At 69.2% G+C, this 13703-nt stretch carries 10 protein-coding genes and 1 pseudogene; 4 read left to right on the top strand and 7 right to left on the bottom strand.

Annotation, left to right across the window (positions count from 1 at the left end; all coding sequences use genetic code 11):
• Window positions 1–8 precede the first annotated feature (8 nt).
• Entirely contained in the window at window positions 9–1556 is a 1548-nt protein-coding gene (locus HTY53_RS02420) for a M81 family metallopeptidase (protein ID WP_174104804.1), read from the top strand.
• 103 nt (window positions 1557–1659) lie between these two features.
• Here the strand turns inward: HTY53_RS02420 and HTY53_RS02425 are convergent, their stop codons facing one another.
• The 6 genes from HTY53_RS02425 to HTY53_RS02450 form a co-directional block, all read right to left on the bottom strand.
• Window positions 1660–5094: an error-prone DNA polymerase gene (locus HTY53_RS02425; protein WP_438820919.1), complete on the bottom strand. Its 3435-nt coding sequence runs from the start codon at window positions 5092–5094 to the stop codon at window positions 1660–1662.
• A gap of 225 nt (window positions 5095–5319) precedes the next feature.
• Window positions 5320–5712, bottom strand: coding sequence for a type II toxin-antitoxin system VapC family toxin (locus tag HTY53_RS02430; RefSeq protein WP_174104805.1), 393 nt, complete (start codon window positions 5710–5712; stop codon window positions 5320–5322).
• Window positions 5709–5951, bottom strand: a complete 243-nt coding sequence (vapB, locus tag HTY53_RS02435; RefSeq protein WP_006577142.1) for a type II toxin-antitoxin system antitoxin VapB — start codon at window positions 5949–5951, stop codon at window positions 5709–5711. The genes HTY53_RS02430 and vapB overlap by 4 nt, the downstream gene beginning before the upstream one ends.
• A gap of 106 nt (window positions 5952–6057) precedes the next feature.
• Window positions 6058–7692 carry a Y-family DNA polymerase gene (locus HTY53_RS02440; protein WP_174104806.1) on the bottom strand — a complete coding sequence of 545 codons (1635 nt, stop codon included), beginning with the start codon at window positions 7690–7692 and terminating at the stop codon, window positions 6058–6060.
• Window positions 7625–8587 carry a damage-inducible protein gene (locus HTY53_RS02445; RefSeq protein ID WP_174104807.1) on the bottom strand — a complete coding sequence of 321 codons (963 nt, stop codon included), beginning with the start codon at window positions 8585–8587 and terminating at the stop codon, window positions 7625–7627. Before HTY53_RS02445 ends, HTY53_RS02440 begins: the two co-directional genes overlap by 68 nt.
• Before the next feature lie 142 nt (window positions 8588–8729).
• Window positions 8730–9680: a LysR substrate-binding domain-containing protein gene (locus HTY53_RS02450; RefSeq protein ID WP_174104808.1), complete on the bottom strand. Its 951-nt coding sequence runs from the start codon at window positions 9678–9680 to the stop codon at window positions 8730–8732.
• A 139-nt stretch (window positions 9681–9819) separates the two neighbouring features.
• Between HTY53_RS02450 and HTY53_RS02455 the strand changes: the two genes are divergently transcribed.
• The 3 genes and pseudogenes from HTY53_RS02455 to serA all read left to right on the top strand — a co-directional run.
• Window positions 9820–11112 (top strand): MFS transporter, encoded by a 1293-nt coding sequence (locus HTY53_RS02455; protein WP_174104809.1) that lies wholly within the window; start codon window positions 9820–9822, stop codon window positions 11110–11112.
• Window positions 11113–11233: 121 nt separating this feature from the next.
• Window positions 11234–11965, top strand: coding sequence for a hypothetical protein (locus HTY53_RS02460; RefSeq protein WP_174104810.1), 732 nt, complete (start codon window positions 11234–11236; stop codon window positions 11963–11965).
• Window positions 11966–12023: 58 nt separating this feature from the next.
• A pseudogene (gene serA / locus HTY53_RS02465) lies at window positions 12024–13250 on the top strand (phosphoglycerate dehydrogenase); the annotation flags it as partial.
• A gap of 26 nt (window positions 13251–13276) precedes the next feature.
• Here serA and HTY53_RS02470 read toward each other — a convergent pair.
• A complete protein-coding gene (locus HTY53_RS02470) occupies window positions 13277–13588 on the bottom strand; it encodes a hypothetical protein (protein ID WP_174104812.1) in 312 nt (103 codons plus the stop codon).
• Window positions 13589–13703: the final 115 nt, after the last annotated feature.

Genomic DNA, 13703 nt, shown 5'->3' on the forward strand with positions numbered 1-13703 from the left:
ACCGACCCATGCGCATCCTGCTCGCCGGTTTCCAGCACGAGACCAATACCTTCGCACCGTCGAAGGCCCACTACGACAACTTCGTCCGCGGCGAAGGCTTTCCCGCGATGGTGCGCGGCGCGGACGTGCTCGCGCTGCGCGACGTCAATATTCCGGCGGGCGGTTTCATCCGTGCGATCGGCGAGCTGACACACCAGGAAGCGGAACTGGTGCCCGTGATCTGGGCCGGCGCCAGCCCTTCGGCGCATGTCGCCACCGACGCGTTCGAGCGCATCGTCGGCGAGATCGTCGACGCCGCGCGTACGCAGCGGCCCGACGCGATCTACCTGGACCTGCACGGCGCGATGGTCACCGACGCGCACGACGACGGCGAAGGCGAATTGCTGGCGCGGCTGCGGGCCTTGGTGGGCGCCGGCGTGCCGATCGTCGCCAGCCTCGACCTGCATGCCAACGTGACGCAGCGCATGCTGGACAGCGCCGATGCGCTGGTCGCCTTCCGCACCTATCCGCACGTCGACATGGCGGACACCGGCGCGCGCGCGGCGCAATTGCTGCAGCGTTTGCTGGGCAATGGCAACGGCAACGGCAGCAACGGCAGCAATGGCAGCCGGCCGCTGCATCGTGCGGCGCGGCGCCTGCCCTTCCTGATCCCGATCAACGGCCAGTGCACCTTCCTGGAACCGGCCAACGGCATCTACGCGCTGCTGGGCGAGCTCGAACGCGAACTCGACGGCGTGGTGTCGCTGTCGTTCGCGCCCGGCTTTCCGGCGGCGGACTTCGCCGAATGCGGCGGCGTGGTCTGGGGCTATGGCGACGACGCGGCGCGCATCGAGCAGGCGGTTGCCACGCTGACCGAGGCCATCGTCGCGCGCGAGGCGCACTGGGCCGTGCCGTTCCTGACGCCGGACGAGGCGGTGCAGGAAGCGATGCGGCTGTCGCAACAGGCGAGCCGTCCCGTGGTGATCGCCGACACGCAGGACAACCCGGGCGCCGGCGGCGACTCGAACACGACCGGCATGCTGCGCGCGCTGGTGCGTGCCGGTGCGACCGACGCCGCGATCGGCCTGCTGGTCGATCCCGAGGCGGTGCGCGCCGCGCATGCCGCCGGCCTCGGCAGCGACATCACGATCGCGCTCGGCGGCCAGTCCGGCGTGCCGGGCGACGCGCCGTTCGAGGCGACCTTCCGCGTTGCGCAGCTGTCCGACGGCCGCTGCCGCTTCGACGGTCCGATGATGAATGGCATGGACGTCGACGTCGGCCCGGCGGCGCGACTGACCATCGGCGGCGTGCACGTGGTGGTCAGCTCGGGCAAGGCCCAGATGCTGGACCGCAATCTGTACCGGATGGCCGGCGTCGAGCCGGAGCGGATGAAGATCCTGGTCAACAAGAGCTCGGTGCATTTCCGCGCCGACTTCCAGCCGATCGCCGAAGCCGTGCTGGTGGCCAAGGCGCCGGGTCCGCTGCTGGCCGATCCGGCCGATCTGCTATGGAAGAAGTTGCCGGCGGGACTGCGGCTGCGTCCGCTGGGGCCGGCGTTTGAAGGGCCTTCGACGTAGCGTTGAGAGCCACTGGGTCCCCGCGGGGACGACGCGGTGGCGATCGACATCGTTCGCTGTGCGTCGCCCCCGCGAAGCTGGGGGCCCAGCGGCTTCAAGACCGTCAATGAAAATCCCGGCTGCCCGCCACCAGCCGGCCCAGCAGCGGGCTCAGATCGACCAGTTCCTGCGCGATCAGATGCCGGACCTCGCCCTGCCGCTGCCAGGTGCCGACCACGCCGAGCAAGGCCGCGCCCAGTACCTCCTTGCGCTGGCGGTCGACCAGGTCCGGCCACAGGATCACGTTGATCGAACCGGTCTCGTCCTCGATCGACGAGAAGATCGTGCCGCTGGCGGTGCCGGGCCGCTGGCGCACGGTGACGATGCCGCAGGCCTGCACCCGCCGTCCATTCGGTAGCCGGGCCAGGTCGCGCGCGGTGGCATAGCCCATCGCCGCCAGCCGCCGGCGCAGCAGCGTCAACGGATGGGCCTTCAGCGACAGGCCCAGGCTGGCGTAATCGTCCACCAGTTCCTGCCCCAGCTTCGGCGCCGGCAGCGCGAGGGCGCCCTCGGCCGGCGGCGCGCTGTGCAGCAGATCGCGATGCGCGGCCTGCACCGCCGCGGCGCGGGCCTGCCAGCGGGCCTGGCGGCGATGCCCGGCCAGCGAGCGCAGCGCATCGGCCGCGGCCAGCACGTCGATATCGTGGCGATCGAGTCCGGCACGCAGCACCAGGTCCTCGACGCTGGCGAAGGGCCGCTCGAGCCGGGCCCGTTCGATCCGCAGCGCCGCGGCCTCGCGCATGCCCTTGACCCGGTTCAGGCCGAGCCGCACCGCGTCGTTCTCGAGCACGCTTTCCCAGCCGCTGACCGTCACGTCGGGCGGGAGCGACTTGACGTCATGGCGGCGCGCGTCCTGCACCAGCTGCGACGGCGAATAGAAGCCCATCGGCTGGCTGTTCAGCAAGGCGCAGAGGAAGGCCGCCGGATGATGGTGCTTGATCCAGGCGCTGACATAGACCAGCTTGGCGAAGCTGGCGGCATGGCTCTCCGGGAAGCCGTATTCGCCGAAGCCTTCGATCTGCTTGCAGATCGCCTGCGCGAACGCTTCCGGATAGCCGTTGCGCGTCAGCGCCTTGATCAACGCGTCCTGGTGGCGCTTCAGATCGCCCTTGCGCCGCCACGCGGCCATCGAGCGGCGTAGCTGGTCCGCCTGGCCCGGCGTGAAGCCGGCCGCGTCGATGGCCAGCTGCATCACCTGCTCCTGGAAGATCGGCACGCCCAGCGTGCGGCCCAGCACGCGGCGGATCACCTCGTTGTGATAGGTCGGCAGCTTGCCGGTGCGGCGGACCATCTCGCGCCGCTTCAGATAGGGATGGATCATGCCGCCCTGGATCGGCCCCGGCCGCACGATGGCCACCTCGACCACCAGGTCGTAGTAGCGCCGCGGCTGCAGCCTGGGCAGCATCGACTGCTGCGCGCGCGACTCGACCTGGAACACGCCGATGGTATCGGCCTTGCACAGCATCTCGTAGGTGTCCTCGTCGTCCTGCGGAATGTCCTCCATGCGGCAAGGCAGCTGCGGATGCGCGGGATTCGGATTCGGAATCATCGCCAATGCGCGGCGGATCGCGGTCAGCATGCCGAGCGCCAGCACATCGACCTTCAGCAGGCCCAGCGATTCGAGATCGTCCTTGTCCCACTGGATCACGCTGCGCTTCTCCATCGCCGCATTCTCGATCGGCACCAGCCGCGACAACTTGTCGCGTGCGATCACGAAGCCGCCGACATGCTGCGACAGATGGCGCGGAAAGCCGCGCAGCTGCGTCACCAGGCTGGCCCACTGGCGCACCGCCGGCGAATCGGGGTCGAGCCCGTAGCGCGCGATGCGCTCGACGAAGGTATGCCCGCTCTCCCACCACGCCTGCCCCTTGACCACCTGCTCCACCACGCCGGGGTCGATGCCGAGCGCGCGGCCCACGTCGCGCAGCGCGCTGCGGGCGCGATAGGTGATCAGCGTCGCGGCCAGCGCCGCGCGATGGCGGCCGTACTGTTCGTAGATGTACTGGATCACCTCCTCGCGCCGCTGGTGCTCGAAGTCGACGTCGATATCGGGCGGCTCATCGCGCTCGCGCGAAATGAAGCGGCCGAACAGCAGATTGGTCTGCTCGGGGCTGACCTCGGTGATGTACAGGCAGTAGCAGACCACCGAATTGGCGGCCGAGCCGCGGCCCTGGCACAGGATGCCCTTGCTGCGGGCAAAGCGGACGATGTCGTAGACGGTCAGGAAGAAATGCTCGTAGCCCTTTTCCTCGATCAGCGCGAATTCTTCCTCCAGCCGCTGCCGCACCGTGGCGGGGACGCCGTCGGGATAGCGCTGCGCGGCGCCGGCCATCGTCTCCTGGCGCAGGTAGGAACTCGGCGTGTGGCCCTTCGGCACCAGTTCCTCGGGGTACTCGTAGCGCAGCGCATCGAGCGAGAAGTCGCAGGCCTGGGCGATCTTCACCGTCTGCGCCAGCGCCTCGCGCGGATAGAGCCGCGACAGCCGCTGCCGCATGCGCAGATGACGCTCGGCATTGGGCGCCAGCGCCGTGCCGCAGGCGCCCAGCGGCTGGCCCAGCCGGATCGCCGTCAGCACATCGGCCAGCGGCTTGCGCGAGCGCACATGCATCTGCACCGCGCCCGCAGCCACCAGCGGCACGCCGGTTTCCGCGGCCACCGCCTCGAGGCGCTCGCGATGCAGCGCGTCGGCATGTTCCTGCAGCAGTTCCAGCGCGATCCACACGCGCTCGCCGAAGGTCGCGCGGCACCACTGCGCCTGCGCGCGCAGCGTCTCGAGATCGGCGCAGTAGTCCGGCAGCAGCAGCGCCAGGCAATGCGGCATGCCGCGCAGATGCGCCTCTTCCGAAGCGGGATCGCTGATGTCGTGCTGGTACAGCTGGTAGCTGCCCTTGTCCGCGCGCCGGCGTCCGAGCGTGATCAGTTCGCACAGGTTGCCGAATCCCTCGCGGTCCTGCGCCAGCAGGATCAGGCGGATACCGGATGGGACGCCCTGCTGCTGCAAACCCAGACCGCCCTCGCCCGCCTGCAGCGTCATGCGGCTGCCGATCAGCAGCCGGAAGGCTTCGGCCGCCTCGGCCCGGGCCAGCAGGCGCGCATGCCGGCGCAGGAACTCCGGCTGGACCGCCCCGCCTGCCGGCGAATCGGCCAGGGCAGCGGCTGCCCCCGGGCCTGACGATGGCGCCGCGAGCCACATTTCGTTGTCGTCATCGTCGTCCTCGTCATCGTCGTCCGCTTCATCGGGTGAGGCACCGGCAGCCATCCTGGCCAGCCGCGCCGCACTGCGCTCCACCGCCTCGCGGGTCCGCTCGCGCAGGGTCTTCAGCGCGTGATGCGCCCGCGCCGTGCCGGCCACCGACGCCTCGTCGGTCAACGCCAGCCCGCGGTAGCCGAGCGCCAGCGCACGCTCGATCAGTTCCTCGGGATGGGAAGCGCCGGTCAGGAAGGTGAAGTTGGAAATGCAGTGCAGCTCCGCGTAGTCAGGCAGGCTGCCAAGCAGCAGCGACGCCAGCGCTGGCGGCAGCGACGACGGGGAAAACGAGGGCGGGGGTGGAGCTTGTGACACAGCACTGCGGGGGGAATGCCCTGGATGGGTACTGTATATTTATACAGTATTTGCCTTCGAGAAGGCAAGGCACATCACGCCCCATGCCAGCACGGCGGCCAATGAAAAAGCCTCCCGAAGGAGGCCACTGAAGAGGCACCGTAACCAGTCCCGACGTATTTTTCAGGACTCCCAATCTTCTACCGAGATACCAGGCACACGCTGGAACTCCCTCACATTGTGCGTAATCAGCGTGAGCTTTCGGGCGATTGCTTGCCCTGCGATCAGGACATCGTACGGTCCTATGGGTGTGCCGGCGGCTGCCAACATCGCCCGCAATTCCCCCGCATGGCGTGCATCCTCACGGTCGAAATCCAGGACTTCGAACTGCAATGCCTCCACTCGGGCCAGATTTTCGGCAGTGCGCTGTCCCTTGTACGCTCCATAGAAGAGCTCATGCGCCACGATTGACGGGATGCCAAAATCTCGGGGCTGATGCTGGCGCAGGTGCGAAAGGACGCCGGTGTGGCCTTTCATGATGGCGATCACGGCGTTGCTGTCGAGCAGATATCTCACTTGAAAAAATCCAGCTCGGGGCGATCCTGTTCAGCCGGCTGCTCGTTGACCGCCTGCACAAAGTCTTCGTCGACGGGACCGACGACCTGATCGAGCCATTTCCAATCGTCGGCGATGGGTTCGAGAATGACCGCATTGCCGTGGCGGCGAATGCGAACTTCGGCGCTCTCGAAGCGAAAGTCCTTTGGCAGACGGACGGCCTGGGAGCGGCCGGACCAGAAGATCTTTGCGGTTTCCACGCTACCCTCCTGTTTGATGTATATCAAAAAGATATACCAACAGTCGGGCGATAGCAAGTCGCGGAAGTGCATTGAGGCCCCTCGGCGGAGAACATACGTGCTCTCCTCACCCAAACAACCCCTGCAAAAACCACCGGTACTCCCCCTCCTCGTCCCCCTCGCGCCCCGGCCGTTCGCGGTAGACCCAGCAGCGCAGGCCGTCGCCGCGTTCGGCGATGAAGTAGTCGCGCGTGGCGAGGGCGCCGTCCCACCAGCCTGACTCGATGCGCTCGGGCCGGGACAGCAGCGTCAGCGGGGTGCCGTGGCAGGGGCGATGCCGGCGTACCGGCAGGCGCAGCGGCGGTTCCAGCAGCCACAGCGGGCGGTCGGGCAAGGCAGCCCCATCGGCCGACACCATCGAAACGCGCATCGAAGCGCGCGGCGAAGCATCGGCGCGACCCGTGCCCCCTTCGTCGACCGGCCGCCACCGATTGGCGCATTCGGGCCGATGGTCGGCCAGCGGATGCGGCTGCAGCACGTTCTCGCGGCCCAGCCGCGCCACCAGGGTATCGAGCACGCGGCCGAGTTCCGCCTGCCCGCCGCCCGGTTCGGGAAACAGCGTGTCGCTCTGCGGCAGGCATTCGGCCACGGTGTCGACCTTCAGCATCAGGCCGACCACTGGCGCGTCGAACTGCAGCCGGTCGAGCTTTTCCTGCAGCAGCCGCGACAGATGCACGGGATCGCGGCTGGGCTGAGCCAGGCTGACCGTCACTGGCGTGGCGGCGATGGCGGCATCGCGCCGCTGGCGCTCGTGCTCGAGCCGCAGCACGAAGCGCGTGACGCCGGCCTGATGCGCCGTCAGCCAGCCCGTCACCGCCTGCAGCAACCGCTGGGCGCCGGCCAGCACGCCGGCAGCCGACTCGGTCCGCCCCGCCAGTTCCATCCGTTCGGCGAAGGTTGGCGGCGCCGTGAACCAGCTCAGGCGCGCCGGCGTCTCGCCATAGGCCTGATCGAGCCGCGCCAGCAGTTCCGTGCCGAGCCGGCGCTGCAATCCCGCGCGCGGCAGCCAGCGGACCTCGCCGACGGTGCGGCAGCCGATGCCATCGAGCCAGCGGGGATCGGCCAGGCTCGCCAGCATCTCGACCGGCAGCCGGTCCAGCAGCCGCGCCATCCGCGGCGCCCGCACCGCGCGCCGCGCGGGGCGCAGCACCTGGCCGCGGCGTCCCAGCCGCAGCGGCATTGCGGCCAGCCAGGCGGCGCCATGGGCGGTGGTGCCGCAGCCGATCTGGGCGAAGGTGCCGAGGCTGCGCACGCAGGCGCGCACCGCGCGGCACAGCGCGCGATGGCCGCCGAACAGGCGCAGGCTGGCGGTCACGTCGAGCGCGATGGTGGCGGGGCCGAGTTCCTCGTCCATCGTGACCTGCGGCGTGAAACGCAGCAGGGCCAGCGCGGCCGCGGTCAGCAGTTGCGCCTCGGCGGCCGGATCGCGCTCCAGATGCACGATCTCCGCCGACAGCGCCTGCACGCCCCCGCGTCGCATGCCGGCGGACACGCCCAGCGCCATCGCCGGCCGGTTGGCCAGCACCACCCGCTCCTGCTCCAGCACGACCGTGGGCACCGCATGGCTGAGCGTGCCGCCGATGCTGCCATTGCTGCCATGACTGCCGATGCTCCCGGCGCTGACGGACCCGCTGTCAGGCCAGATGGGGTGCAGCGCGTCCAGCGGCAGGCGCGGCAGATGCACCGCGATCCAGAACGGCATGGTCGGACTCGTGGAAGGGTTCGTTGGCGGCTTCGTTGGCGGCTTCGTCGGCAGCTTGGGGGGCGGTTTCGTTGGCAGGTTCGGACACTGCCGAGCGCCCCGCCGGCACCGCCGGCATCGTGCCGAGCGGCAGGATCAGCGGGGTATCGCGCACCGGTCCGCGCCGCTTGTGAAAGACGATCGACAGCGCATTGCCGGGCAGCGGCGACAGCAGCAGCCGCAGCACCGCCGGGGACGATTCGCGCAGGGCCGCGGCGGGACGGCAGACCCAGACCACCGCCTCGCTGGCCTGGGCCAGCACCTGCAGACGCCGCACCGCCTCGGGCCGAGCCGACGGCAGCCACACCAGCACGCCGCCGAAGGCCTGGCTGCGCAGCACCTGCTCGGCGGCCCACAGCAGGTCGGCCTGTTGCGCGGCCTGGGCGGCGGCGCGGCCGCCCCGGGCACCGGCACGGCCAACCGCCTTTCTGGTGCCTTCGGCAGCGCCCCCGGCGATCCCCTCGCCCGCCCGCACCCAATACACCTGGCGCGCCGGCAAACCCCAGGCCGCCAGCGCCGGCGCATTGACGGCATGCGGCGCGCCGATCCAGATCAGCCGGCGCCCGGCCTCGGTCAGCGACTGCAGGGCCGGCCGCAACAGGCGCACTTCGCCGACGCCGTGGTCCGGCACCAGCAGCTCGGTCACCGCGCCGACCGGCCAGCCACCGCCCGGCAGTTGTGCCGACAGCGCGTCGTAGCCGGTCGGCCATACCGGCAGCGAGGCGGCGCGGCCGAGCTGGCCGGCCCGCCACAGGTCGGGATGGTGCCGCTCCAGTTCGGCCAGCGCGCGCTGACGATCCAAGGGCGGTTCCGGGGAGGAAGGCGGTGAAGTGACGGCAGGCGATAACGCAATCATGGTGCTTTAAGGTCTCTCTGTGCGCTCCGAAGCGCAGGAGAAACTCGCTTTCGGATACTGTATGTTTATACAGTATTTTGCCAGCGCTCAACAGAGACCCACCGCCGGACTCGGAAAAACCCCGACTCGCGTCCAGGCCGCGCTAAACCGCCTGCGCCGCCCCATGCGAGTCATCGATCCGATGCCCCGCCGCCTCGGCCCGAATCCACGCCACCACCTTCAGCACATCCGGACGCGGGCGCTCCTCCGCCTGGATCAGCCAGTAGCCGAAGCTGTCGCCCGCAACGGGCGGCGGGGGTGGGGGCGGCGCGGCCACCACGCCCAGTTGCCGGTCGTCGAGCAGATCGCGGATCAGTTCCAGCCGTCCCAGCGCGACGCCCTGCCCCGCCAGCGCGGCATGGATCACCTGATCGTATTGATTGAACTGCGTCATCGCGCGCGGCCGGGCGCCATGCCAGCCGCGTTCCTCCAGCCAGTGGCGCCAGCGCAGCCGCGGATTGGTGTCGTCGTCGAGCTCGAGCAGATTCAGGCCCTGCAGCGCCTGCACGCTGTCGATCGCCGCGACGCCCAGCGCGGGATGGGCCACCGGCACGATGGTCTCGCCGAACAGCGCGATCGCGCCCGGCGGCGCGTGGTCAGCGGCGCAGTAGCGGATCGCCAGATCGATCTGCTCGGCGCGCAGGTCCGCGATCCGGTTGCTGGCCGACAGCCGCAATTCCAGCCCCGGGTGCGCCTGCTGCAGCCGCCCTAGCCGCCGCAGCAGCCATAGTCCGGTGACGCCGACGCTGGCGGTCAGCGTGACGGGACGCTGGGCCACCTGGACACGCAGTTCGCCGACTACGTCCTGGATCTGCTGGACCGCGGCGTTGGCGCTGCGAAACAGCCGCTCGCCGGCGGCGGTCAGCGCGATCGCGCGATGCCGGCGCACCAGCAGCGGCACGCCGAGTTGCGCCTCCAGCGCGCTGATCTGCCGGCTGACCGCGGACTGGGTCAGGCACAGATCTTCGGCCGCCAGCGTGATGCTCATGCGCCGGCCCACGGCGACAAAGCCCTTGAGCAGATCGAGCGACGGCAAGCTGACGAGATTCTGCATGGCGATCTTTCCCGTATGGCATTCCTACTGCGCATGCGAACGGACGAACAAATCAATTGAGCTGCCTGCATGCAGCCGGCTTAATGGAATCCGGTGGATTCACCGCATGCTAACCGCTCATTCGAAGGCCGTCACGACCATGTCCCGTTCCCGCTCTTCCCTCGGCGCCGCGCCGCCCGCTCCCCGGCTGTCCGCCACCGATCCCCTGGTGCTGGTGGTGGCCGGCGGCCTGATTCTCGGCCTCGCGCTCGGCATGCGCCATGTGCAGGGCCTGTTCCTGCTGCCGATCACGATGGAACGCGGCTGGACGCGCGAGGCCTTCGGCTTCGCCATGGCGGTGCAGAACCTCGTATGGGGGCTGGCGCAGCCCTTCGCCGGCATGATCGCCGACCGCTTCGGCTCGGCACGCGTGATGCTGGCCGGCCTGCTGCTGTATGCGCTGGGGCTCTACACCATGACGCAGGCAACGACCAGCGCCGCCTTCGTCTGGAGCGCCGGCATCTGTCTCGGCCTGGCGCTGTCGGGCACGACCTTCGGCGTGGTGTTCGCCGCGCTGAGCCGGCTGGTCAGCGCGCAGCGGCGCGGCTGGGCGCTGGGCGTGGCGGGCTCCTTCGGCGGCCTGGGCCAGTTCCTGCTGGTGCCGGCCGTGCAGGCCGGGATTGAGCGAATGGGCTGGGGTACCGCGCTGTGGGCGATGGCCGCCTGCGCGCTGGTGGCCCTGCCGCTGGTATGGCCGCTGCGCGAGCGCGGCGCGCAGGCCGCGCAGGCCACGGAGACAGCAAACGCGGCGCAAGCGGGTGCGCAGGGCAATCGGCAATCGATGCGCGCCGCGATCCGTCAGGCGTGCGGGCATCGCGGCTTCTGGCTGCTGAATATCGGCTTTCTGGCCTGCGGCTTCCAGCTCGCCTTCATCGCCTCGCATCTGCCCGCCTATCTGCTCGACCGCGGGCTGTCTGCGCGCGACGCGGTGATCGCGCTGGCGATCATCGCGCTGGCCAATATCGCCGGCACCTATCTGTGCGGTCTGCTCGGCAACCATGTGCGGCGGCATCGCGCGCTGGCCGGCATCTATCTGCTGCGCACCGCGGCGATCGCGCTGTTCCTGCTGGTGCCGCTGTCCACCGTCAGCGTCTTCGTATTCGCCGCGGTGATGGGCTTCGTCTGGCTCGGCACGGTGCCGCTGACCAGCGGCCTGGTCTCGCAGGTGTTCGGCACCCGCTATGTCGCCACGCTGTTCGGCTTCGTCTTTCTCGGCCATCAGCTCGGCTCCTTCCTCGGCGTCTGGCTGGGCGGCTATCTGTTCGATCGGACCGGCTCCTACGATCTGGTGTGGATGGGCGCGATCGTGGTCGGGCTCGGCGCGGTCGTGCTGCACTGGCCAATCGACGACCGGCCGGTCGGTCATCGCGAGACGGCGATGGCAGCGGCTTGAAACCTGCGACGCAGCCGTCATATCGAGGGGGATCCTTGTCCTCGATTTCCCTTAGTTGTCCTCGAACTGCCATGGTTTTCGTGTACGTTACGCCGTTCAAAAACATGACACGGAGACATGGATGACGCTGCACCGCGGTGATGCAGGAGAACCGACGATCGTGGCCCTGGTCGAGGCGATGAAGGCCTGGCAGCGCGCGCTCGACACGACGCTGTCGGCCTCGGGCCTGACCTACGTCAAATGGATCCTGCTGCGTGCCATCGCACGCGGCGACTATGTCCGGCATCGTCCGTATCTGGGCGCGATCCTGATCGACGTCGAGATGGGCGAGCATTTGCTGGCCGAACTGCATCGCGATCACTGGATCGCCTTCGTCGATGGTGCCGGCATGACCTGCGGTCCCGCCCTGCCCGAGGCGCAGCCCGTCGTTCCCGAAGCCGGGCGTGCGCGCGTGCAGCGCATCGCGCAGTCGATCAAGGCCCTGCATTCGGTATCGGTCGGCCCGTTCAGCACCGAGGAACGCGCGATGCTGTCGACGCTGCTGCAGCGGATGCAGGTCAACCTGAACGAATTCAGCGATCGCCGCCATGCGCAGCACGACGACACCAGCGAAGACGAAACGCCGCTGATCCGCGCCCACGCGATGCTGGGCGCCTCTGCCAAACCGTCCAAGCCGTCCAAGCCGTCCAATTCGTCCAATCCTTCCAATTCGTCCAAATCCTCCACGCCGCCGGAGCGCGCGGCGAAGGCATCGGTCACCTCCATCGCCGCCAAGGCCGCCGAACGCGGTCCGATGCCGGCCCGGCCGGCGCGCCGCAAATCGTCGCCTACCTCACTGCCCTGTCGAAGTTGAGGCAAGATAGAGCGCTGCACCGACACCGTCGGGCCCACCACGACCGTCACATGAGGCCGCGATGACCAAGGTAATGCTGCTCGAGAACATTCATCAAAGCGCCAGCGAAAGGCTCGCCGAGGCCGGACTGCAGGTCGACCGCCGCGCCGGGGCTCTTGCCGGCGGCGAACTGCGCGAAGTCCTGGCCGCCAACGAACTGGTCGGCATTCGCTCCGCGACGCATCTGCACGCCGAAGACATCGGCCACGCAACGAGGCTGCTGTCGATCGGCTGCTTCTGCATCGGCACCTCGCAGGTCGATCTGGCCGCCGCCACCGCGGCCGGCATTCCGGTATTCAACGCGCCCTTCTCGAATACACGTTCGGTAGCGGAGCTGGTCGTCAGCGAAGCGGTGATGCTGCTGCGCCGGATTCCCGAGAAGAACACGCTGGCGCATGCCGGCAAATGGGCCAAGGGCGCGGCCGGCGCCTTCGAGGCGCGCGGCAAGACGCTGGCCATCGTCGGCTACGGCAATATCGGTTCGCAGGTCGGCGTGCTGGCCGAGGCGATGGGCATGCGCGTGGTCTACTACGACGTGCAGCCGCGGCTGTCGCTGGGCTCGGCCAAGGCGGCCGGATCGCTCGCCGACGCCGTCGCGCATGCCGACGTGGTGACGCTGCACGTACCGGCGACGCCGCGCACGCGCAACATGATCGATGCCTCCGTGCTGGCCGCCTTCAAGCGCGGCGCGATGCTGATCAACGCCTCGCGCGGCAGCGTGGTCGATATTCCCGCGCTGGCCGAGGCGCTGCGCGAGGGGCGGCTGGGCGGCGCCGCGATCGACGTGTTCCCGAGCGAGCCCAAGAACAACAAGGATGCGTTCGTCAGCGAACTGCAGAATCTGCCCAACGTCCTGCTGACCCCGCATATCGGCGGCAGCACCGAGGAAGCGCAGGAAAACATCGGCGTCGAGGTAGCCGCCAAGCTGGTCAATTACCTGACCACCGGCGCGACTATCGGCGCAGTGAACTTCCCTGAGGTCGATCCGGGGCCGGTCGATTGCCCTGCGCGGCTATTGAACGTCCATGGCAACGCGCCCGGCGCGCTGGCTGCATTGAACACGCTGCTGGCGCGCGAAGGCATCAATATCGCCGGCCAGCATCTGGAAACGCGCGGCACCACCGGCTATGTCGTCACCGATCTGGACAAGGCGCCCTCCGCCGACCTGGAACGCGAGCTGGCGGCGCTGCCCGGCGTGCTGCGGCTGCGCGTGCTCAGACGCGACGAAGCCGGTACGGCCTCGTAGGCTGGCGAAGCTGAAATGGAATGGGGTCAGGCCGCGGGCGGCTGGCGGCGGCTGCCCCACAGCAGGATCGCGCTGATGACCCAGCCGCAGAAAAACAGCGCGTCGCCGAGCTGATTGAGCACCAGCGGCATCGATGCGCCGCGGAACAGCTGGGCCAGCATCTCTTCCGGCAACCGCGAGGCAATCCATAGAAATACGGCCGGCGCGCTGCAATAGACGCCCGGCTGCCACCATGGCGCGCGCGATTTAACGGCATTGGACCGGTCCGATGCCGGTGCGCCGGCATCGGGCTGTGCCGCCGTCCGGTTGGCGGCGATGAAACCCTCGTTGGCGGTCATGGCGCCCTCCCTGTTGTGGGCGCAGTATTGCCCACGGGGTAGCGCGGCGCCATCGGCGGCTGTCTGACACGCGTGCGGTGGCGCACGTTGGGCGGGGCGGCGGGCGAGCGAGCCT

Origin of the sequence: Cupriavidus gilardii (genome assembly GCF_013314895.1) — a bacterium.
Lineage (GTDB): Bacteria > Pseudomonadota > Gammaproteobacteria > Burkholderiales > Burkholderiaceae > Cupriavidus > Cupriavidus gilardii_C.